The following is a 23,618-nucleotide window of genomic DNA, read 5'->3' as shown; positions in this document are numbered from 1 at the left end:
AAATAAATGAAAAACTACTGTGCGTATTTTTTATTCCTAATAATTCTATTCATTGTAATAGGGGAGAAAGGGTATGGACAACCTATGGAAATCAATAAAGCCTCAAAATCTAAAGTAAAAGCGGATAGTCTTTATGCTCTTGGTTCAAAATATGATGAAATAGGAAACTCGAAAAAGGCTTTAACCTATTATGAGAATAGTTTGAAAATTTATCAGAGTATTAACGAGTATCAAAAAATAGGAGACTGTTTCAATAGCATCGGGACTATATATTATTTTAAGGGTGATTATTTTAAAACTTTATTTTTTTTTAAAGAAAGTTTAGGATGGCAAATAAAAGCAAAAAATAAAAAAGGGATAGCTGACATTCTTAACAATATTGGAGTTATATACTACAGTCTTGGAAATTATCTCAAAGCAGTAGAATATTATAGACAGGCAATTGTTATTCAAGAAGAAATAGGAAATAGAAAAAATGTAGCTACCATTACCGAAAATATTGGAGCTATTTATTCTAAAGTAAAAGACTATCCGAATGCTATGCGGTATATCAATAAAGCCTATGCTATCTTCAAAAGCATTAATGATAGAAAAGGCATTGCTAAAATGCTCATAGAAATAGGATATATTTCTATGGAAAAAGGGAATTTTGATAAAGCCTTCGAGGATTTTAATCAATCATTAAAAATTGCAGTTGAAGAAAAAGATAAACAGTTAGAATTAGAAGTACTCTCAAATTTAGGAGAGTTGTTTTACAAACAATCAGATTTTCAAAAGGCTCAATATTATTTCAATCTTTGTTTCCAATATGCCAAAGAAATTGATAATGTGCGATATAAAAGTGTGTCTCAGATTGCCATTGGTAATATATTCCGTCAATTAAAAAAGGACAATGAAGCAATTGAAAAATGTAGCACAGGATTAAAATTAGCTGAAAAATTGGGAGCAATTTCTGTAAAAAAAGATGCCTGTGAATGCTTGTATAAATCGTATAAATATTTAAATAATAGTAAGTTAGCTCTTCAATACTATGAAAAATCAAATGCCTTTAAAGATAGTTTAAAGGCTGAAGAAGCTTCTAATAGGATGATGAATATGGAATTCCAAAAACAACAATTGATGGATAGTATTGTGTATGTGAAGAAGCGAAATATCATCGAACAAAAACATAAGGAAGAGATACAAAAAAAAGAAAAACAAAGAAATATTATTATTGCTTCGCTATGTTTTATGCTTGTTGTGGCTATTGGTTTATGGAGTAGCTTAAATTTTGTAAGAAAGTCAAAAAAGGCCTTAAGTATCGAAAAAAATCGTTCAGAAGCATTGCTACTGAATATACTTCCAGCAGAAATAGCTGAAGAATTAAAGCAAAAAGGGAGCGTAAATGCCCGAGACTTTAGTTTGGTTTCAATCCTTTTTACAGATTTCAAATCCTTTACACAAACGGCAGAAAAAATGACTCCTCATCTTTTGGTCGAAGAAATAAATGTATGCTTTAAAGCATTTGATTTGATTTCAGAAAAGTACAACATTGAAAAAATAAAAACTATCGGAGATGCCTATATGGCAGCAGGAGGCATTCCGCATCCTGATGAAAATTCACTAAAAAACATTGTGTTAGCTGGTTTAGAAATGCAAGCCTTTGTCATTCAAAGAGCCATTGAAAACCAGCAGTATCAGAAGCCTTTCTTCGAAATGCGTCTGGGCATCCACGCAGGGCCAATTGTAGCAGGAATTGTAGGCGTTAAGAAATTTCAATATGATGTTTGGGGTGATACTGTAAATACTGCCAGCAGAATAGAAAGCAACGGAATGGTAGGAAAAGTAAATATCAGCGAGTCGTTATACCACTTAATTAAGGATGAAGAGTGTTTTACCTTTGAATATAGAGGAAATATAATAGCGAAAGGCAAGGGAGAAATTGCCATGTATTTTGTAGAAAGAAACGACTATACATTTGAGGATGTTAACAGTGCCTTAATTACTGAAAATAATACATTTTAACACTAAAAATCTTTGACAGTCTTAGTAAAGATTGTCAAATAATATTTGAAAAATACTTACTGGAATACGCTAAAAATACCGCTTCATTTTGAGTAAATTTTAGCTTCATATAAATCTAATTTATATTTTATTTGACAGATACCTCCATCATCGGAGGTATCTGTTTTTGTTTATTATTCATTGTCTTTTTTGTCGGAATATTTGGCAATTTCATCAAGAAAATCTACGCTACTTTTACTGTATAGAAAAGACAAAATAGAAGTCATTAACATAAAAATACAAAAGTACTAGAATGGCCTTATTTTGTATATACACCTAATAATCAATTGGTTACTTTGTTGACTATATTTTTATAATTAATAAATTAAGATTTTAAAACAAAAATTGAATTGGCTGTTTTGTAGGTTTTTTTGGCAAACTTATCAGTAAATACTCTTCTAATTTTACATCATACAAATAAGCGATATGGAACAGAAAAAGCAAGAAATCATACAAGCTGTTATTTCAAAATCTTGGGAAGATTTAAATTTTAGAAAAGAATTATTAGCCGATCCTGTATCAGCAATTGAGAAACTAACAGGTGTAAAAGTTGTAATACCAGAAGGAAAAACATTGGTAATTTCAGATCAAACAGACAAGTCTAAAATCTACCTTAATATACCATCCGAACCAGAAATGGAGAATATGGAACTTAGCGAAGAACAGCTTGAATCAATTGCAGGAGGTGGGGAACCAATTTGGGATAGTTTGATTAAAAATTTATTCTCAGACATCACTGAACACATTAAAATTCAATAAATCATGGAATTCACACAAGAGCAAAAACTGTACGCAGAAATTGTACAGAAAGCATGGGAAAGTCCTGAATTCAAAAAAAATATGTTAAACCTTAAATACTAAAAAAATGGAACCAGCGAAAGAACAAAAATCGAACGAAGAAATCGTACAAGCAGTGGATGTAGAGTTAAATGAAGAACAATTAGAGATTGTAGCAGGTGGTGCGGGAGATCCACTCAAAAGAATTAAAGATTTTATTGGGGATATAATAGATGTTATTAATCCCAAATGAATGAATATTAAAACTTCCAAAAGGGCAAAACCGAACAAAGAAATCTTACAGTCAGTAAATGTAGATTTAAAAGAGAAACAATTGTAATTAGTTGCTGGAGGTATTGTTGATGATGGTTCAGGCGGTGGTTGTACAGACCCTCTTATTAAGTTTAGAAAACTTCCAGATATAATCTTACTGCCAACACCTAGTGATTATGAAAGTCTATAATCTAATTATGCTAATATTTTAAACTTAACTAATAAAATAATGAAATCAACAGAAAAACAAACATCAAATCCAGAAATTGTTCCAGTAATAGATGAAGAATTAAACGAAGAACAATTGGAAATACTAGCTGGTGGAATTGTAGATAAAGGAGATGGTACGGGATGTACTGGGGGTACCATTTATAATCCTATTAAAGATTTACTTGACCCTCTTACTACTCAATAGTATTACATAAATAACAATAGAATCTTTATAAAATCAATTATTAACATTTAAAACAAAAAGAAGATGAACTTAGTAGAATTACAAAAGAAAGCAGAGGGTAACTTACAAAAAATTTATGCCAAAGCATGGGAAAACGAGTCGTTTAAGCAAAGTCTAATTGAAGATCCAGTTGCCACACTTACTAGGATTACAAAGGGAGAATTTAAACTTGAAGGAGTAAAAATTCAGGTAAATGACCAAACTGACACTTCTACTTTGTATCTTAACATTCCTGCTAATCCACAGGATTTAGTTATGGACTTCGACATGGAATTGACTGAAGAAGATCTGGAACTTATTGCAGGTGGTGGCAAGGTTCATGTAAAAGGAAGTTATTTGTGGGGAGCCATAGACATTGATATTCTGGTTGAGTGGTAGTATTTACTAACAAAAATATATGGTGTATAAGGCAAGATTATTCTGCCTTATATGCCTTTTTTATAATCATAAATCATTTATGTTTCTGGAATGATTTGATTTTTGAGAATGCAATGCTATTAGAATAGCACTGTGTTTTAGTCAAGAACCAAGTTCGGAAATTTAACTTTATTAACTAAATAGTTGGAGTAAAGAAATGAGTATGAGTTGCCTCACTATTAAACTAATTATACTAAGATGACTATCTTGAATATACCATATTTTACTGGAGGTTTGTCGCACATGCTTCCATTACTTGCCCTTAATCATAGATATAACAAAAGTTTGAACAGTTATTTCTTGGTTCATAGTAGTCTACAAGGCTTTTTGAAAGGGAAAGGTGTAAATTGTGTACCTATAGATTATTTTGGAAATGAAACTGAGTATCTTGACAATAGTAAGCAAGCCATAGAGTATGTTGTAAAAAAAGAAAAAGAGGCATATGAAAAAATTAAACCCACTTTAATAATAGAGGACTGTTCGCTTACCTCCCCTCTCATAGCTGAAAAGAACAATGTGCCTAGAATTTCTATTCAGCGGACAGGATTCTTTAGATCAATTGATAAATGTTATAGAAATCCTGACCATCTTCATTCTCTGCAAAAGGGGGACTCTGTACAACATTCATTAGCCGATTCTACAAAGACTGTTTCAAAATTATTACTAAATAGTGAGCTTAATCAAAACAATTTTAGTAGTTATCGGAGTGCCAAGGCGAAAATCATACCTGGCATACCCTCCATCGAGTGCCTTCCTGACGACATAGAAAACAGACAATCATATTTCTATTCTGGGCCTTTAATTGTTAAGAATCAACCTTCAAGAAACCTATTGATTAGATTGGGGATATTTTTTGAATTAAATAAAAATAAACCTGTAGTTTTGGTTACAACAGGTACTATTGATAAAACTCCTGTTGAAAAATATATCGAATACTTTGCAAAACGTAATTATGCCGTAATAACTACTAATAATTGTGAAATAAGCGAAGAATATAAACAAAATGTTTTTTATAATGAACTACTCCCTTTGGATTACATCTGTAAAATATCAGATTTAGTTATACATCAGTGTGGTTCAGGAATGTACCATTATCCAATAATGACAAAAAAAGCATTTCTTACAATTGGAACTCAGTGTTACGACCGTGAAGACATTGCACAAAGGTTGCAGAAACTTGGTGTGTCTGGTCATATACCTCACCCAGATGACAATCCTGATTATTGGAACATTTTTATTAAACTAATGAACAAGTTTGAAACACACACATTAACAGATTATGGCATGATGAATAGACTAAAAAATGAAATAGATAAAACAATGGCAAATTTTCGAATGGAGGAAGTTATAAAATATGCACTAGCATAACACAACCTTTATTGTTCTTGATGAAATCTAAATAATAGAATGTAAGTTACTTATAATCAAAAAGTTACTGTTTTCATAAAGTCTTCCATAATAGCTATAAAAGTTGCGGTGTTACACGCTCCATTAATGTATATCCTTGAAAAGTTTTTTTTCAGGAATCCTGCCATGGAGAGACTTTCGCCTCGAATGGCAGGTAGAACGTAGGGAGATTCCTTAGATTGCCAAGCATAAACACTATTAGGATTAAGCCCTGACAAGAGTAATTATAATAGAATATTGCATAGTTTGACAGAATTAATAGCCGAATTATTCTCTACTTTAGGTCTAATCTTTAAAAACCTTAACCTTGAAAGTATTTATCTTATTGATTTTTTTCTAAGACCTGTTTGTAAAAATATACGTATTGGGTGTACCAAATTGATTAAAGGACAAGGGTTTAGAGAATATAATGCCTCTAAAAGAGAATTCTTCTACGGTTTTAAGCGGTTCGACGTTTCGGTTCATGTAATCACTGCTGGCAAAGGTATTCCTGTGGTTCGCTGATGCGGTTGAGTTCATGGTTACTGCTGGTAGTATCCATGATAATACAGTATTTCAGGTGATGGATATAAACCATTCCTCAAGAATGGGGACTTACATGGTGATGCCGCTTATTTGAACCAACAACATCAAGAATTACTTTTAGAATTTAATAAAATGAAACTTCAAACCGCCACTAAGAAAAACTCTATGGTGAAAAATACTTGGGTAGAAGAACTTGAAAATCGCAATTATCGAAAAAATTTGCAGATATTACAGCTAAGTCCCCAAAGAAAATTCATGCAGTAACTGCAAAGAGCTTTCTATTGAAAATACTCTGTTTTATCATTATGTATATCATGGTTAAGCAGTTTTCAGTTTAACACAACTTACATTAATATATTTAATTTATTGTTGTTTAGAGATCAAACTGACGAATCCGAAATTTATACTAATATCCTTCTGAACAAAAATTGTATAAAGTAGAACTAAATGAAGAACAGCTTGAAGCTGTTGGCAGTATAAAGGATAGTTCATATTAATTTTTATGAAATTTTTAACCTAACATTTAAAGACTGTTTTTAATTTAAACTAAAAAAAGATGAATTTATTAGAATTACAAAAGAACGCAGAGAGTAACTTACGAAAAATTTATGCCAAAACATGGGAAGATGAGTCGTTCAAGCAAAGTTTAATTCATGATCCAGTTGCCACGCTTAATAGAGTTACAATAGGAGAATTCAGCTTTGAAGGAGTAAAAATCCAAGTAAATGATCAAACAGATACTTCTACCTTGTATCTCAACATTCCTCCAAATCCACAGGATTTAGATATGGACTTCGATATGGAATTGACTGAAGAAGATCTGGGACTTATTGCAGGTGGTGTTCATGTTAAAATAAAAGGGAAATTTAGCGTGGGGCAAACTGATTTTGATATTGATATTGATTTTGAATGGTAGTAATTTTACCAATACAAAAGATATAGCAGATAAAGTATTAGGACTGTATCAATAAATTAAAGAAAATTCGACTTACAATGAAAATAATACTGAAAATTTTGATGTATGTATTTCTATCCGTTATTTCAGCTGTAATTATTTGGATATTACTTCCGAACCCTGAATCAGATTTTGATGACACTCCAAGAAAATCGACCGAATATTGGGAATTAAGCACTGGATCAAAAATTGCGTACACACAACTGAAATCAGATGCTGATTCAATCAAATCAACAATTATTTACCTTCATGGCGGTCCAGGCGGTTATATAGACAATTCAGTTATTGAAACATTTAGGGAAATATCGAAACAAGGCTATAATGTTTATTTATATGACCAGATAGGATGTGGTCTATCTGAAAGACTTAAAAATCCCGTTGAATACACTATTGAGCGTCATTCTCAAGATTTAAAAGAAATATTAGAAAAAATAAATGCACCTAATATAACATTGGTTGGACAATCTTGGGGAGGTTTCTTAGCATCATATTTTGTCGCTAAGAACCCGAGTTTAGTAACAAAATTAGTTTTAACATCTCCTGGTCAAATCTGCCCTATTGATTCTTCAAAGTATGATACGTTTGATTCTTCAGATTACATTTATAAACTAACAAGTATTGATGATAGAATTGATAAAATAAATGCAAAAATAAATGATTTTAGTTTTAGAGAAATTACTTGGGTAGCGTTAGCAAATCTTACTAAAAATACTATATTCATAACTGACAATAAAGTTGATGGTATTCTACATAAGGTTTCTAAAATATTCGTAAAAGGTATGGTTTGTGACTCAACCAAAGTTTCAATCCCGACTGGAAGACCAGGTATGTATTGCTCAATGTTCACAAAAAAATCCTGTGAAAATATTTCTGAAAGTATAAGAGACAAAATGAAAAAGTACGACAAACCTGTTCTCATACTAAAATCAGAATGTGATTATTTAGATTGGGAATTTGCTCACGAGTACAAAGAACTTTATCCAAACTCTGAATTAAAAGTAATTAAAAACTCTGGTCATTCCATATACACCGAAAACCTACAAGATTATGTGTTTGAAATAGTAAACTTTATACAGTTAGACATTGAATAAAAACGGCTCACTTTTTCTCTTCTGGACTGTTATACCATTTTACGGTTATTGATTTTGAAAACACTTGGGGCATTACCCAAATTTCGAGGAAATTTGCTTTACTACTGGACATACAGTCAGTCCCTTTGATGTGTCTCCTTGAAGAAATTAATTAAAAATCCTTTGAGTTTCATAAAAATTACATGCTATTGATTTGAAAATGGACAAGCCTTGTCGGAAATATGACACCGATAATTTTTTTGATTTGTCTTTATACTTTTTCATATATTCGACTTTATTTTTAAGACCCAGATAAATACTTAAAACATATGCCATAACCATAATGGCAAACATCATTAATAGTTACTCTTCTACTTTTAGCAGCATTGGTAGCCAGTTTTTATAATTTAGAGTGAACGTACCCCTGAGATTGTGAAATGGGAATTTTATAACAAGTCTTGCTCATACGAATAATAAAATCAATGGTTCTACCTACCAAGAATATTGTGTTAGTTATTCAAAAGGCATGGCTAAGAAAAATATAAATCATAGAATAGACTTACTTTTAAACAGCATAAAAATGAACAATTGGGCATTATTTTACGCTTAAACGTATAAATATCTTATATTTACGCAAGGTTTTAACTTCCTTAAACCAAATAAAATTATATATGATCACAAAGTGTCTGAACTGTAATAGTGATGTACAAAATAATTTTTGTTCAGTTTGCGGACAAAAGGCATCAACACATCGTTATTCCTTACAACATTTCTTTGTCCATGATTTAGTTCATGGGGTATTTCACTTTGACAAAGGCTTCTTTTATACTCTCAAAGAACTCTTTATCAGACCAGGACATAGCATAAGAGAATATATTGAAGGCAAAAGAATAAATCACTTTAATTATTTTTCCTTCGCTCTGATAATTCTTGTTTTAAGCCATTATTTAAAAGGGTTTTCATCAATAGAGACTAATGAATTATATAACAATGTAGATAGAATTTCTGGCTATCAAAAAGTAGCTAAAGATTATTATAAAATATTGGCATTTACTGGTATTCCTCTTTTGTCGTTAGCAAGCTACTTTATTTTTAAAAGAAGTAAGCAAAACTACACCGAACATTTAATTATGAATGTTTACAGAATGAGTGTAGGGTCAATAATTTTAACTATTTTCTATATTATTACAATATTTTATAATAATATGGAGGTGTTAGATATTTTGTTTGATACAATTGGCTTTATAGATATTGCATATTCCGCATGGTTTTTTTATCAATATTTTTCCGTTTTTAGTTACAAGAAGCGGGGACTCATTATTAGGAGTATCGTTACCTCGATTGTGGTAGTTTTAATTAACAATGGCTTAATGCGCTACATAGTAAATGAGATAGGAAAGCAATTTTTTAAATAAGTGCTATATTGAAGCTATTTTTTGTTTCACTTCTTTTTCTGCTTCATAAAGCCACTCAAAAAATCAATGACTTTCAGCCGATAAGATTCTCCCACTAATACACTTTTGTTATTTTCAAGGAGAAGTTCATTTCCTTCTAAACCCGAAATCTTTTCGACTGCAACAAGATATGATTTTTGAACCCTCATAAATTTCTCAGAAGGTACCAATTCTTCAAAATCTCGAATGGTTAAATAGGTAACAACTTTTTCGTTGATGGTATGAATTGTTATATAATTGCCTGCTCCTTCTACGTAAACAATATCGTTGTATAAAATTCTCTTTAGTTTATTTTTAGATTCAAGTTTTACAAAAATATAATCTCCTTTAGCATCCGAATTTTCCTTTGTCGTAGCATTAAAAATTTTTTGAACCACTTTTAAAAACCTTTCAAAACGAATTGGTTTTGAAAGAAAATCAAAAATCTCATTTTCATAGCCATCCGCAGCATAGCCACGATTAGCACTTGTAATGACGACCTTACTCTTGTTTGTAATACCAGAGAGTAACTCTAAACCCGTAATTTTAGGCATTTCAACATCCAAAAAAATTATATCATAATCCCCTTCATTTATTAGTTTTAGTCCAACAATTGGGTCGTTGGTAGTATTTCCTAATTTTAGAAAACTAACACTACTAATATAGTCGGTAAGTAGCTCTATGGCGTGGTTTTCATCATCAATGATTAAGCAATTCAGCATTTTATGTTGGCATTAGAGGTGAAAGATCAAGCGTTAAATGGATTGGATGGCGGGTTAGTATTTTATATTTTACTTAAAATTAGTATTTTATGTTCTTATTTTAATGGAGAAAGTGAAATTTTTAATATTAAACATCAATTTAAAGCACTAAACTATTTAATTGTTGATTTATCAATAATTAAATCTAATATATAATCCCTCTGATTGAGTAACAACTAATAAGTTTTTTTGTTTAATACCTCAAATCAAGAGAGAAGTGAACAACATACTCGTCACCTTCGACCGTATTTGACAAATAGAACTTACCTGGATACTTTATCGCTAACCTTTTCTGGGTGTTGGCAATCCCGATTTTATTTGATTTTTTGTAGGGAGAAATTTGTTGAATTACATTTTTGCAGTAAAAAGTCAATTTATCGTCATCAATTTCTATTTTGATTGTTATGGGTCTTTCTGCATTATTTCTATCGCCATATTTAAAAGCATTTTCAATAAATGTTAAGAGTATCAATGGAAGTATTTGGTCTGCTGAATCAGGGCTACCAGTTATTTGAAAGTCTATGATAAAATCATAGCCATATCTATATTTTTCCAACTCAATAAATCTTCCAACATTTCTGAGTTCCTCTTCCAAAGGCACTTCATCGTCTGATTTAGAAGCTCCAGTTGAATACGACATTATTTCAGAAAGTAGCATAATAATTTCTGCGGCATCAGGTGATTGTTTATAAACTTTGGTATAAACAGAACTGAGCACATTATAAACAAAGTGTGGGCTAATTTGCTGTCTGAGAAAATCTAATTCAAGTTTGTTCAAGAGTAATTTATATTCAAAAAGCTCGATTGCCATTCTTTTATTTTCTCTTTCTTTTTCTATTCCATCAACTGCATACCAGTACCCAAAACTCAATAGAAAATATTGCGTTGCAAACCAAGAAGAGTCAGCAAAAAACTGTTTGGATAAAGAGCTATACGAAATATACTCTTTGCCTAAGTAGGGGAAGAAATGAAAATCCAATAAGTATCGTAAGAAAATATAAATACCCGTTAATAAAATCATTCCCAGAAGTTGTCCTAAGTATCTTTTTTTAGCCCAAAAGTTGGGAATAATCAGATAAATGTTAGCGTAGAAGAGTACTGTAGCCACCAATAGCATTCCAATAAAAATACCTAATAAATTGAAATGCCCATCAGTGCTTAAATAAAAATTAAAATTGGTTAAGGTAAAATATATCCCCCAAACCAATAAATGATAAAGATGTTCCTTTTGAAGAGGTATAAATTTGAAATAACTGATACTTATATTCGACAATTTTGGCATTTCACATAATATTTTAATGGGTTCGCATAAATATTTTCTCGCTAAACATTCTATTAAATAATTTTGAATCAATAACTCAATTAAACCAATAACAAAATGAAAAATTCGACCAAATTGATTTTAAAAAAAGGTACTATTACTCAATTTAACAGTGAAGTTAATATAGGTAATTTACAACAAAAATCTTTGACCAACATTAGTACTGTTCGCACGTGGGGCATTTAATACTAAATTGGTATTTCAAAGCTTGAGTAAACGCTTATTTTAAGGGATTTAACAAGAAACCAGATTATTCTATTCATCGAAACTACACATTTTATAAAATCTCTCCCAAAAAGGGTTTTCACATAATATTTTAGGGGTTTCACATAATAAATTTTCTGAGCCTCAACACGATTGCTACTTTTATTAAAGACAAACGAGGAGAAAGATTTTATTCAACGTTGAATTGCTGGTACCTTTTATCCAAATATGAAAATATGTATTAATCTCTGAATTGTACTTATTTATGAATACCAAGACGATTAATCATACTATCGAATATCTGGACTATTGCCATAATATTGTCGATAAGCTATCAAAAGGAGAATCCTTGCTGATTAATTTGAATATGAATGGTTTTTGTCAGACGTTACATCAACTTATTCAATTATATTATTCAAGTGACTTATCTCAAAGAGAAGAAATTCGACAGATACTCAAAAGAAGTGTAGCAATTATTTGGACTTATTTAATGCCATTAAATGCGTCAGAAGAAGATAGCTCTATTCTCCCTGTAGCGTTTGAAGGAGATTACATTACCACCAATAATATAATTTCTTTGTATGAAGGTGAGTTACAACTCGCAATGTTATTAGTAAAAATTGCGATTTTATTAGAAGATGAATGCTTACTTAAAAAAGCTAATCTTATAGCATCTTTTTCAAAAATTAAAGAAGATAGATTTAAAGAAAATGATTTGACCTTTGATTTGAAAAGTGGAACAATTGGTATTGCATTACTTTATCAAACCATTTATTTTTTGACAAACGAAAAGCTGTATTTAGAACGAGCCAATTATTGGTTTGAAAAATCTGAAAAATTGAAACAGCTTTTTTTAAAAGAAAAAAATACAAGTATCGAACAAATAGACCAAGAAACAATCTTAGCTTTTGAAGCTTTTAGCAATCCACAAGATTCTTTTTGGCGAAGATTTTATTTCCTTGAGTTTGACACATTTTTAAAAAGTGATACTAAATCAAAAAACGTATATTAACTATCGTTATAACAATACTCTTGAACTCATTAACCATTTTTTTTCAAATACCTCTAAACGCTATTTACAAATAATATGATGGACACAAGAAAAAACATAGCTATCGATTGGGCTTCTCCTGATGTTTTGGAACAAATTGTTCAGAATATTAAAAATCCATTAGAAAACATTATTAGTGCGAGTCAAAATAGTTCGATGGAGCATAAAAATGTAGTGGATGAAATCATCTTTTCGAGTAGCAAAGAAATTAGTGACATCGTGGAAGAAATTATGCGAAAAGCTAAATCTAAATCACTCAATATTACTTTTCAAGATCGTCCAGAAATTTTTGAGATTTATGAGGAAAATCAAAATGTTCGAGCAATGTGTACCGATGAGATAAAACCTCAAAAAATAACACAAATGGATCAGGAATGGCTAATGAACTTTGAAAAAGAGATTTATGGCTGTATCGCCAAAGATTACCTCAGTCTTTACGATTTAGCTTTTAGAATGGCTGTTAGTGAAAGACAGTTGCATAGAAAAATTGCGAATTTAGTCTGTTTAACGCCTAACAAATATATAAGAATACTACGATTACACAAAGCAAAGCAGATGATTGATAATTATATCCAAAGTTCTATTTCACAAATTGCTTATTCCGTTGGATATAATGATGTTCACTATTTTTCAACGCTGTTTATGTGTCAATATAATGTTTCACCTAAAGACCTTATTAAAACGCTGCGTTGAAAGCATTAAATTGTCCATCCTATACCGACTGAAATCTATACCATTATCTTATCAAAAGCTTTCAATGGCAGTAATGACATACATTTTGGCTTAATTGACAAATATTAACAGCATAAATTAGTGTATTACTTTAAAACAAGATAATTATGAAAAGAGTCCTTTTTTTCTTAGGTCAACTAAATGACAGAGACGTTGAGTGGATGATTACCAACGGAAGTAAATTAACACTGGAAACAGGCGATAGACTCATCAATAAAGGAGAATCTGTTGATAGTTTGTACATAGTTTTATCTGGTCAGTTGGCAGTATGTACCAACAATAATGAAACAGTTGCAAAGCTAGAAGCTGGTGAAATAGTAGGAGAGATGTCATTCCTAGAATCCAGACCACCTTCCGTTTCAGTTATCGTTACTCAGCCTACTGTTGTGTATCAAATTTCTCGTGAAATGATAACTGCTAGATTTTCAACAAATATGGAATTTAGAGCAAATTTCTACTATGCTTTGGCTTTGTTTTTATCAAATAGATTGAGAAAAACCACAGATCAGTTAGGATATGGAAATCCAGAAGAAGAAGATTTAATAGATATTAATGTATTGGATGGTGTGGCACAAGCTGGAGCTAGATTTGGGCAAATACTGCATAGATTTTCTGAAGTATAAAGTAAATATTTAACACATAATGTAATGAGGTTTTGTAAATGTATTTACATATTGTTATTTGTTGTCTATATCAACAACTTATACGGTCAGTCAAAAATCAAATGTGATTTAATTGGAATCTCATCTAAGGCATTTGATAAAAATCCTTTATTAAAAAGAAGTATTTATACGATTCAAGATGCTGGAGCTGATTTTCAGATTCAAAAAAGTGTATTTGATGTTAATTCATATTCAGGATTATTGGTTAGAAATAGTAGATACAATCTTTTTGATGCAGATACCAGAAATCAGTTTGTTGATAAGGTTTTAAAAACAAATACTTCTGAATTCTCAGCGGGTGTTCGTAAAAAGCTTCGTTCAGGGCAAACAACAGATATAAGTTTGAATTATGGTTTCAATAATAGTAATCTCCCCTTCAATAGTTTTAATCAAAATGTAGGAGCTTATTGGGGAAATCATACAAGTACTATTAATTTTTCTTTAACACAACCATTATTAAGAGGAAGAGGACGTGAGGTTACTACTGTTTCTGAAAGAGTATCTCTACTTTATATTGAGAATTCAAAAAAGAATAATGAATTTACAAACTCTTATGAAATCTTACAGATAGGCTTTGCTTACTGGAATTATTTTACTGCATTCAAAAATGTAGAAATTTATAAACAGAATGAAAGTAGGGTTAGAAATGTTTTAGAAATCACGAATGAGTTAATAAAAGCCGACAAAAAACCAGCGGGAGATATAGTACAGGTAAATGCAGATTTAGCTAATCAGGAAAAACTAACGATTTTGGCTGAACAGAACTTATATACAGCAAGGCTTAATTTAGGGGGAGCAATCGGACTTAGTAATGAAGAAAGTATGTTGTTGGATATTCCTGAAAATGAGTTTCCAACAATTTCTCAGTCAGAATATAGAAATGATTTAGATAAAAACACTTTCCTTAAACTTGCAAAAGAAAAAAGGGCAGACCTAAAAGCACTCAAGAAAGTATATGAAGCATTAGAAATGCAAGCTAAATTGGCAGCCAATAATACAACTCCACAATTAGACTTAACGGCATTAGCTTCTTACGGAAGTGCAAGTATGGGTAATGGTATTAACGAAACCTTCTCTTCACTCACAAGCAATCAAGGTAGAAATATGAGCGTTGGAGCTAAATTGAGCTTTACATTTCCTGTAAATAATAATTTAGCCAAAGGTAATCTTGCTAAGATTAACATTGCCTTAAATGACCAAAAAGTGGTTAATGATAATCTTCAAAGAAATGTAGAGTTAAACATTAGCAATGCTTTTAATAATCTGAACAACAGTGTACTTATCCTTGAAAAGGCGAAAGAAGCATTGGATAATTACCAAGTAGCTTTCAAAAATGAACAAGAAAAATTCCAAACAGGATTGACTACTCTTTTAAATTTGATATTATTCCAAGAACGCTTAACGTCATCACAATTAGAATATTTACAGGCTTACCAACAATTTGCTAATGCAATCATCAACCTTAGACATGAAACTGGAACGCTAATTTCTCAAGATATTCAAGGTTTTACGATAGACCAAAAATCATTTTATAGTATTCCTCAAACCGATAACTAATAAAAATATAAAACTATGGCAGCAGGATTTTTCAGAAAGTCAGCATTGGAAAAACTTTCGACACCAGAGAAATTAGACCAACTCATAAAAGTGACTGGGCCAAAAGCTTGGATTGCTCTTTTTACGGTTTTCTTGGCATTAGGTACAGGTATAGGCTGGGCTGTTGTGGGCAGAGTAAAAACAAAACTCAATGCCGTTGGAGTAGTTTTAGGTGGAGAGGTTCATGAGGTTGTTGCAACTTCGCAAGGTCAACTTGTAAAATTGAGCGTTGCTATAGGTACGAATGTAAAAGAAGGCGATATTATCGCTGAAATACAACAACCTGAACTTATTCAACAAATAGAATCTGCAAAAGCTGTATTGGCGGACAGGAAATTGGAGATGGGAAAATTAATGTCTTACGGTAGTCAAGGAACACAATTGGAGGGCGAAATAATTAATCAAAATAGAATAAGTATTCAAGGTGAAATCGAATCAGAAAAAAAGAAACTATCATTTCTGAGTAATCAATTGGAAGCTGAAAATAATTTACTTGAAAAAGGATTAATCGTAAAATCGCAAGTTGCTAATACAAAACAACAAATTGATGCTTCTAAGAACACTATCGAAAGATTAAAATCTCAAATGGCAGAAACCTCAAGCAGAAAACTCAATCTAGGATTTGATTTACAACAAAAAATTACTTTGCAAAATCAACGAATTGCCGAAGCCGAAAGGAATCTTCAGTTTATATCTGAAAGATATGATATTCAGTCGAATATAAGAAGTGCTTATGATGGTGAAGTAGTCGAGGTGCTAACAGATGCTGGAGTTATGGTAGCTGCTGGTACGCCTTTGTTTAAAGTCAAAAATTTACATGAAAAAAAGATAACTAAGTTGAAAGGTGTACTTTATATTCCTTCGCAAGATGGCAAAAAAATTAAAAAAGGCATGGAGGCTTTTGTAGTTCCATCTACCGTACAACCACAAGAATACGGTTTTATCAAAGCCAAAGTTACTTACATTTCTGACTTCCCCATTACACAACAAGGTATGATGACTTCTGTCAAGAATGACCAATTAGCGAAAGGTTTATTAGCTTCTGGGCCTCTTTTTGAAGTTCACGTAGAATTTGAAAAAGATACTGCATCATTCAGTGGATTCAAATGGACTTCAGCTAAAGGTCCTGACATTTTGATAAAAGAAGGTACTTCTTGCACGGGTAAAATTACCATAAAACAGGAAGCACCTGCTACAATTGTTGTACCAGCATTTAAGAAATTTTTTGACCTGTACTAATGAACAAATTTTAAAAAATGGATACTACCAAGTTTGTTATCGAAAAACAGGCAAGACCCGTTAAGGTTCCTACAGTATTGCAGATGGAAAGTGTAGAATGTGGTGCTGCCGCACTGAGCATTATATTAGGATATTTCGGGAAGTTCGTTCCTTTGGAAAAACTGAGAATCGCTTGTGGAGTTTCAAGAGATGGTTTGAAGGCTACCAATATTATCAAAGCAGCCAGAGAATTTGGCTTGGAAGCTAAAGGCTATGCGAAATCAGTTGAAAAGCTGATGCAAATCCAGACACCTGCGATTATTTTTTGGAATTTTAATCACTTTTTAGTGTTAGAAGGCTTTACCAAAAATAAAGTATTTCTAAGTGATCCTGCCCAAGGAAGATACCAAGTAAGTCATCAAGAGTTTGATGAAGCTTATACTGGAGTTGTACTTACCTTTAATCCAAGTGCAACATTTGAAAAAGGAAATGAAAAAAGAGGACTTCTTGCATCCTTGGGTTCAAGAATTGCAAATTCAAAATTAAGTATCGGCTATATTATTTTAGTGAGCCTTTTCTTAGTTATTCCTGGTTTAGTTATTCCTTCATTCATTCAAATATTTATTGATAAATACTTGATAAATGGCTACTCAGGCTTTGTAATGCCATTGTTACTGATTATGGGAGTAACCTTAATAATTAATGCTGTGCTAGTTTATCTACAACAATATTATTTGCTCAAACTAGAAACAAAACTAGCTTTAACTACCTCCAGTAAGTTCCTGTGGCATGTTTTTCACTTACCAATAGCTTTTTTTACGCAACGTTATAGCGGTGAAATTGGGAATAGAGTATCACTCAACGACAAAGTAGCTAAACTACTAAGTGGAGACCTTGCCAATGCTGCTTTGAATATCATTGTTGTTGTATTTTATGCTATCCTGATGTTTTCGTATGATCTTCCCTTAACCCTTATTGGAATATTAATGGCAGCACTTAATGTCGGTGTTATTAAATATGTATCAAGAGCGAGGAAAGATGGAAATCGTCGTTTGAGCAATGAAATGGGCAAACTATTAGGCATAACAACATCTGGCATCAGTATGATTGAGACCTTGAAAGCGTCGGGGAGAGAAAATGATTTCTTTACTAATTGGATTGGATATTTAGCAAAAGTAACCAATGGACAACAAGAATTAGGATGGTTATCAGTTAGGTTCAATGCGATTCCTCCTTTACTTACCTCATTGACAACTACTTTGATTTTAGGCATAGGTGCTTTAAGAATCATGGATGGACAAATGACCCTTGGAGCCTTGGTAGCTTTTACTTATTTGATGGGGAATTTTATCTCGCCTGTTAATCAATTAATTTCTGTAGGTACATTATTAAATGAAACAGAAAGTGATATGGGTCGTATAGACGATGTGATAAATTATGAAGTGGATGAGCAATTTAGAGGCGATAATCAGCAAACAAAAAACTCGAATACTGCCATCAATCAAAAGTTGATTGGGTATTTCGAGATGAAGGATGTAACCTTTGGATATAATACCACGATGCCAGCTTTGGTTGAAGGTTTTAATTTAAAATTGAAACCCGGCAGTAGGGTTGCATTGGTTGGAGGTTCTGGAAGTGGCAAGTCAACAGTGGCTAAAATAGCTTCGGGATTATATAAACCGTGGAAAGGCGAAATTTTGTTCGATGGCAAACCCAAAGACGATTTTCCCCGACATATCATTACAGATTCTTTGGCAGTAATTGACCAAGAAGTACTCATTTTTAATGGAACGATTAAAGAAAATATTGCCTTCTGGGATACTACCATTTCGGATAAAAATATTATTCAATCTGCTCGTGATGCCGCCATTCATGATACTATAGCCGTCAGAAAAGATGCTTATGATAGTATGGTGATGGAAGGAGGCTCTAACTTTAGCGGTGGTCAACGCCAACGTTTAGAAATAGCAAGGGCATTAGCTACCAATCCGTCTATTTTGATTATGGACGAAGCAACAAGTGCCTTAGACCCAACTGCCGAAAAATTAGTGATGGATAATATCAAAAGAAGAGGATGCACCTGTTTGATTGTTGCTCATAGACTCAGCACTATTATGGATTGTGATGAAATAATCGTAATGCAATACGGTAAAATCGTAGAGCGAGGAACTCATCAAGAACTGATGCAGCAAAACGGTGTTTACGCTCAGTTGATTGAATCAAAATAAAGTATAATTATCTACTTAGGTAGTGATTAGTAAAAAGTGATTGGCGATTAGCACTTCATACGCCTAATAGTCAACTACTTACATAAATACAAAACGTCGCTTAAATTGTATTCATTACTTAAATCTAGAACCAATAAAATTTACTCTCATGTCTGTAAACGAAAAAATATATATCGGAGTTGAAAATCCCTTTATTCTGAACGATACGGATAGATTTTGGCTAGTACTTTCGGGTGAAGTAAATGTTTTTTACACTAAAATTGGTGAAAATGGAGAGTATTTAATCGCTTTAAAACACTTGTACTCCGCACAGAAAGGAGAAATATTATTTAGTTTATTGGCTCTTGAGCATACTCATGCTGACAATACAAGACTTATCATTTCATCAAATAAAGCTACTCTATTAGCCATTGACAAAAATAATCTAATGGATGTTGATCCCTTCTTTTTAAAGAACATGATTAATAAATGGATTGCTAAAACATCCACCGTTTTAAATACTAATAATACTCCAAGAATTTACACAGCACTTGATGATTTTAAAATAACTACTTTAGAAAAAAATACGGTTGCTTTCCCTTCAAGTGGTATCAATTGGATTCACCTGCTAAAGGGTGAAATTGACGTTTTTTCTGAAAGTACTCCTATCAGTTCAGTGCAATATCCTGATTTTCTTGCACCTGTTTCTAATAAATTATGGATAAAGACTCTTACCAATGCTACAGAAGTGAAAGTGTTAAGTACTAGAGAGGTACTCATTGAAGACGAAATCTATTTTCTACTTTCATTGACCAAACTAGAAGGGTATTTCTATACTCAACTTAATAAAATTATTGAAAACCAAAGAACAGAAGAAAGCAATCGTTTCCATGATAAACTTATTAATGAAGCACAAGGACTAAAAACTACTTTAGAAAAAATAAAATCTATCGTTGTAGGTAATGATGAAAAGTCTCCATCTGCTGTTTATCAAAGTTCAAATAAACAGAGTGTTCTTTTTGCAACCTGTCAATTAATTGGCAATCAAATTGGGTTTGATTTGGAAGAGCCAAAGTATATAGAATCCTACCAAAATAGTATTACCAATCAATTATATGCCATTGCAAAGAGCTCAAAAATAAGAATTCGTAAAGTTATTCTGCGAGGAACTTGGTGGAAAGAAGAAAACGGACATTTATTGGCTTTTACCAAAAAAGACAAAACTCCAGTAGCATTACTACAAAAAACTTCTACAAGTTATGTAATGAAAAATTTGTCAAGTGGCGAAGAGTTAATCATTGATAATGAAGTTGCAGATACTTTAGAGCCGATTGGCAACATGTTCTTTGCTGGATTTGATGGTAAAATGACTTCAATCAAAAAAGTGGTTACTTTTGCCATCAAGGGAGTAGAGAAAGACTCTAAAATATTGATACTTGCAGCATTCGTAGGGACTTTAATTGGTTTATTGATACCAATGCTATCTGGATTGATGTATGATGATGTTATTCCAACTGCTGATAAATCTCTTCACACGGAAGTTTTTGTCATCATGATGATGATAGGATTCGTATCCGCAGGTTTACAGCTTGCTCAAGGAGTCCTACAATTAAGGGTTGAATCAAAGTCAAGTATTAATTTGCAAGCAGGAGTAATGGATCACATGTTAAGACTACCAGTGACTTTTTATAAAAAATTCTCTGCCGGCGACCTTACCAATAGAGTATTAAGTATTAATGCTATCCGTCAAATTGTATCGAGTACTTTAATGACAGCGGTATTGAGTGGAGCTTTCTCTTTTGTCAATTTGATATTACTTTTTTATTACGATGCCAAGTTAGCTTGGGTTGGTGTACTCTTAGGAGCAATTGCAGCCGCTTTTATCGTTTGCATTGGATTACTAAAATTAAAATATGATCGACAAGTATCTAAGTATCAAGGCGAAATACAAGGATTTTTATTTGAATTTCTATCAGGAATTACTAAAATACGAATAACAGGAGGAGAAAGTAGGGTTTTTACACTTTGGGCAGATAAGTTTTCAAACTTAAAGAAACTTGGATTTAACTCAGGAATGTATCAAAATTTTGTAGAAACATTCAATGCGTCTTACCCACTTCTAACCAGTATCTTCTTTTTCTCATTCTTATATTATACCATATTAAACTCGGCTGAAGCCGTAAATATGCTTTCAGTAGGAGCTTTTTTGGCTTTTATTAGTGCTTTTAACAAATTTTTGGGTGATAGTTTGAGACTAAGTATGGCTCTCATCACTTCTCTGAATGTAATTACATTGTACGAAAGAGTTAAACCTATTTTGGAAGAAGAAACAGAATCTGCAGAACAAAGTATAGACCCTGGTGAATTAGCTGGAGAAATAGAAATGAATTCCATTTCTTTCAGATATAAAGAAGACCTTCCACTGGTATTGAATGACGTTACTTTTAAAGTTAAACCAGGTGAAATGGTTGCCTTCGTAGGAGCCTCAGGTTCTGGTAAATCTACCATTATGAGATTACTTTTAGGCTTTGAACAAGCCGAAGCAGGTTCTATTTATTATGATACAGATTCTTTTGAATCAATGAATAAAGAATTAGTACGAAGACAAATCGGCGTTGTTTTACAAAATGGTGCATTAATGTCAGGAAGTATTTATCAAAATATTGTGGGAAATTCCGAATTGACATTAGATGATGCTTGGGAAGCTGCTCGTATGGCAGGAATGGAGGATGATATTAAGCAAATGCCAATGGAAATGCACACTGTTGTTAGTGAAGGAGCAGGCACATTTTCGGGTGGACAAAGACAACGATTGATGATTGCAAGGGCAATTGTACATAAGCCAAGGTTACTGTTTATGGATGAAGCAACTAGTGCATTAGACAATAGAACACAAAATATTGTTTCTCAAAGTTTAGATAAACTTCAAGCAACCCGAATCATAATAGCTCATAGACTAAGTACCATCAAGAATGCTGACCGTATTTATGTGATGGATAAAGGAACTATCGTTGAAGCTGGTACGTATGATGAATTAATGGAAAATGATGCTCTTTTTGCACAACTTGCCAAACGCCAAATTGCTTAATCAATGGAAACTACTCTATCAAGTTTGGCATTAAAAGAAGAAAGTGACGGTTTATCTAAAGAACTGGAACTGTATTTTCAGAATAAGTTTTCTTCTCAAAAAGCACAACCTAACTCCTTATTGATTGACGAGCCATATATTAGTTCATGGGAAAGTTATGCGACAGATGCTATTGGTGGAAATGCCTTTTCCATTTTGAAAATGTGTTATCCTCAATTAAATTTTCCTATAGAAGAAGGAATAAACAAAACTGAGGATTACATTAATACAGTATTGAAAGGGAAAAATACTACAGTCAAAAGGGAGAATACACTAAATCTTATTGACCCAGAGGGAATTGAAATTAATATTTTCGAAAGTGTAGCGGGTAAAGTTCCAGTGATAAAAGTTCCTAACAATCAGGATTTTAAACAAATCATTCAAAGCCTTTTATACAAGAACAACCCAATATCTGTTCCTGATTCAATGGGAGCAGTCCTAATTAATGGAATTAATAATTGGCATAGATTACATTCTTTGAAACAAGATTGGTTAGCCAATAATCCTTTAGAAAACTGGAATGAGGAATTTGCAAAAAATGTCTTACCCAATTCAGAGTTATTTAAAGATAGAATAATCATTTTAAGTACAAAATCTTACAGTAATGTTTCTGCAAATAGTTTAGCAATATCTGAATCTCAATGGAAGTTGTATTCCTATTCAATCAGACTTGAACACGAGTGTACACATCTATTAACGTTAAAAAAATATGGGTGTGCGTCTAATAACCTTCACGACGAACTAATTGCAGATTATGTAGGAATTACTAAGACTATTGGTTACTATAATATGGATTGGATGTTGGCATTCATGGGATTAGAAAATTATCCAATTTATAGAAAAGGAGCAAGGCTCGAAAACTATCTGGGTAGTTCAGACCTATCTTTTGAAAACTTTGAAAAACTTACCAGAATCATTAAAAATGCTATAGCAAATATTGCAGGTTTCGATGAAGAATTAGGAAAGATAGATTCAGCAAGTGACCAAATAGCTAGAATTGATGCCTTGTGTAAAGTTAGCGTTTTAGAAATAGCCTCAGAAAACGGAAAATATTTACTACTTAGCAAGTACAAAGAAGCAAGAATGTATTGCTATGACTAGATTGCTTCACATATTGAAATAGATGGGATTATTGCTATTGAAAGAGATACCGAATTTGATAATATAATTCCCCTCCAAAAAAAATCTTTATGTAACAAATATCACCGAGCATTTTGAATAAGAAGGATAATTTTAAAAAAGAAATATCATCAAATGGCTTTACTGGCATAAAATTTTATAAAGAGTAGCATAACAACACTTTCATATTACTCGGAACTTTCTTTTTTCAATCAAATAAAATACGTAATTAGTAATTAAAAAGTATCATAAAGTGCTGTTTCCTG

The 23,618-nt window shown here is 32.1% G+C and carries 20 protein-coding genes and 1 pseudogene; 19 read left to right on the top strand and 2 right to left on the bottom strand.

The features are described from left to right. Nucleotides 1–84 precede the first annotated feature (84 nt). From HNP25_RS05765 to HNP25_RS05720, 10 genes and pseudogenes are all read left to right on the top strand, one after another. The gene (locus tag HNP25_RS05765; protein ID WP_184131704.1) at nt 85–2,004 is read left to right on the top strand and encodes an adenylate/guanylate cyclase domain-containing protein; all 1,920 of its coding nucleotides are present in this window, start codon (nt 85–87) and stop codon (nt 2,002–2,004) included. A 465-nt stretch (nt 2,005–2,469) separates the two neighbouring features. Continuing rightward, nucleotides 2,470–2,802, top strand: coding sequence for an NHLP leader peptide family RiPP precursor (locus HNP25_RS05760; RefSeq protein ID WP_184131700.1), 333 nt, complete (start codon nt 2,470–2,472; stop codon nt 2,800–2,802). Between the two features lie 106 nt (nt 2,803–2,908). Continuing rightward, nucleotides 2,909–3,073 (top strand): hypothetical protein, encoded by a 165-nt coding sequence (locus tag HNP25_RS05755; RefSeq protein WP_184131697.1) that lies wholly within the window; start codon nt 2,909–2,911, stop codon nt 3,071–3,073. 249 nt (nt 3,074–3,322) lie between these two features. Beyond that, nucleotides 3,323–3,508 (top strand): hypothetical protein, encoded by a 186-nt coding sequence (locus HNP25_RS05750; protein WP_184131694.1) that lies wholly within the window; start codon nt 3,323–3,325, stop codon nt 3,506–3,508. 63 nt (nt 3,509–3,571) lie between these two features. Further along, nucleotides 3,572–3,925, top strand: coding sequence for an NHLP leader peptide family RiPP precursor (locus HNP25_RS05745; protein ID WP_184131691.1), 354 nt, complete (start codon nt 3,572–3,574; stop codon nt 3,923–3,925). A 237-nt stretch (nt 3,926–4,162) separates the two neighbouring features. Beyond that, nucleotides 4,163–5,332 carry a glycosyltransferase family protein gene (locus HNP25_RS05740; protein WP_184131686.1) on the top strand — a complete coding sequence of 390 codons (1,170 nt, stop codon included), beginning with the start codon at nt 4,163–4,165 and terminating at the stop codon, nt 5,330–5,332. Nucleotides 5,333–5,581: 249 nt separating this feature from the next. After that, nucleotides 5,582–6,234 (top strand): annotated as a pseudogene (locus HNP25_RS22120) (transposase); the annotation flags it as partial. A 218-nt stretch (nt 6,235–6,452) separates the two neighbouring features. Next, on the top strand, nt 6,453–6,812 hold the full coding sequence (locus HNP25_RS05730; RefSeq protein ID WP_184131680.1) for a hypothetical protein: 360 nt from the start codon (nt 6,453–6,455) through the stop codon (nt 6,810–6,812). Between the two features lie 77 nt (nt 6,813–6,889). Further along, the gene (locus HNP25_RS05725; protein WP_184131677.1) at nt 6,890–7,942 is read left to right on the top strand and encodes an alpha/beta hydrolase; all 1,053 of its coding nucleotides are present in this window, start codon (nt 6,890–6,892) and stop codon (nt 7,940–7,942) included. Between the two features lie 650 nt (nt 7,943–8,592). Beyond that, the gene (locus tag HNP25_RS05720; RefSeq protein ID WP_184131674.1) at nt 8,593–9,336 is read left to right on the top strand and encodes a DUF3667 domain-containing protein; all 744 of its coding nucleotides are present in this window, start codon (nt 8,593–8,595) and stop codon (nt 9,334–9,336) included. 26 nt (nt 9,337–9,362) lie between these two features. On the opposite strand, the gene HNP25_RS05715 is transcribed toward HNP25_RS05720, so the two are convergent. Continuing rightward, nucleotides 9,363–10,076, bottom strand: coding sequence for a LytR/AlgR family response regulator transcription factor (locus tag HNP25_RS05715; RefSeq protein ID WP_184131671.1), 714 nt, complete (start codon nt 10,074–10,076; stop codon nt 9,363–9,365). A 3-nt stretch (nt 10,077–10,079) separates the two neighbouring features. Between HNP25_RS05715 and HNP25_RS05710 the strand changes: the two genes are divergently transcribed. Beyond that, nucleotides 10,080–10,271 carry a hypothetical protein gene (locus HNP25_RS05710; RefSeq protein ID WP_184131668.1) on the top strand — a complete coding sequence of 64 codons (192 nt, stop codon included), beginning with the start codon at nt 10,080–10,082 and terminating at the stop codon, nt 10,269–10,271. A 37-nt stretch (nt 10,272–10,308) separates the two neighbouring features. Here HNP25_RS05710 and HNP25_RS05705 read toward each other — a convergent pair whose 3' ends face one another. Then, the gene (locus tag HNP25_RS05705) at nt 10,309–11,397 is read right to left on the bottom strand and encodes a sensor histidine kinase (protein ID WP_184131665.1); all 1,089 of its coding nucleotides are present in this window, start codon (nt 11,395–11,397) and stop codon (nt 10,309–10,311) included. Nucleotides 11,398–11,905: 508 nt separating this feature from the next. Between HNP25_RS05705 and HNP25_RS05700 the strand changes: the two genes are divergently transcribed. The 8 genes from HNP25_RS05700 to HNP25_RS05665 all read left to right on the top strand — a co-directional run bounded on the left by HNP25_RS05700 (nt 11,906) and on the right by HNP25_RS05665 (nt 23,334). Beyond that, complete coding sequence (locus HNP25_RS05700; RefSeq protein WP_184131661.1) at nt 11,906–12,652, top strand: hypothetical protein; 747 nt, start codon at nt 11,906–11,908, stop codon at nt 12,650–12,652. A gap of 75 nt (nt 12,653–12,727) precedes the next feature. Continuing rightward, nucleotides 12,728–13,384 (top strand): helix-turn-helix domain-containing protein, encoded by a 657-nt coding sequence (locus HNP25_RS05695; protein WP_184131658.1) that lies wholly within the window; start codon nt 12,728–12,730, stop codon nt 13,382–13,384. A 146-nt stretch (nt 13,385–13,530) separates the two neighbouring features. Next, nucleotides 13,531–14,046, top strand: a complete 516-nt coding sequence (locus tag HNP25_RS05690) for a cyclic nucleotide-binding domain-containing protein (protein WP_184131655.1) — start codon at nt 13,531–13,533, stop codon at nt 14,044–14,046. Between the two features lie 51 nt (nt 14,047–14,097). Further along, complete coding sequence (locus HNP25_RS05685; protein WP_184131652.1) at nt 14,098–15,642, top strand: TolC family protein; 1,545 nt, start codon at nt 14,098–14,100, stop codon at nt 15,640–15,642. A 15-nt stretch (nt 15,643–15,657) separates the two neighbouring features. Further along, nucleotides 15,658–16,920, top strand: a complete 1,263-nt coding sequence (locus tag HNP25_RS05680) for an NHLP bacteriocin system secretion protein (protein ID WP_184131649.1) — start codon at nt 15,658–15,660, stop codon at nt 16,918–16,920. A gap of 17 nt (nt 16,921–16,937) precedes the next feature. Then, the gene (locus tag HNP25_RS05675) at nt 16,938–19,127 is read left to right on the top strand and encodes an NHLP family bacteriocin export ABC transporter peptidase/permease/ATPase subunit (RefSeq protein WP_184131646.1); all 2,190 of its coding nucleotides are present in this window, start codon (nt 16,938–16,940) and stop codon (nt 19,125–19,127) included. A 148-nt stretch (nt 19,128–19,275) separates the two neighbouring features. Then, nucleotides 19,276–22,194: an NHLP bacteriocin export ABC transporter permease/ATPase subunit gene (locus HNP25_RS05670; RefSeq protein ID WP_184131643.1), complete on the top strand. Its 2,919-nt coding sequence runs from the start codon at nt 19,276–19,278 to the stop codon at nt 22,192–22,194. Nucleotides 22,195–22,197: 3 nt separating this feature from the next. Then, nucleotides 22,198–23,334, top strand: a complete 1,137-nt coding sequence (locus tag HNP25_RS05665; protein WP_184131640.1) for a DUF7005 family protein — start codon at nt 22,198–22,200, stop codon at nt 23,332–23,334. Nucleotides 23,335–23,618: the final 284 nt, after the last annotated feature.

Source organism: Arcicella rosea (genome assembly GCF_014204325.1).
GTDB lineage: Bacteria > Bacteroidota > Bacteroidia > Cytophagales > Spirosomataceae > Arcicella > Arcicella rosea_A.
Note: the sequence above shows the minus strand (reverse complement) of the source record. Positions and strands in the feature narration are given on the sequence as shown.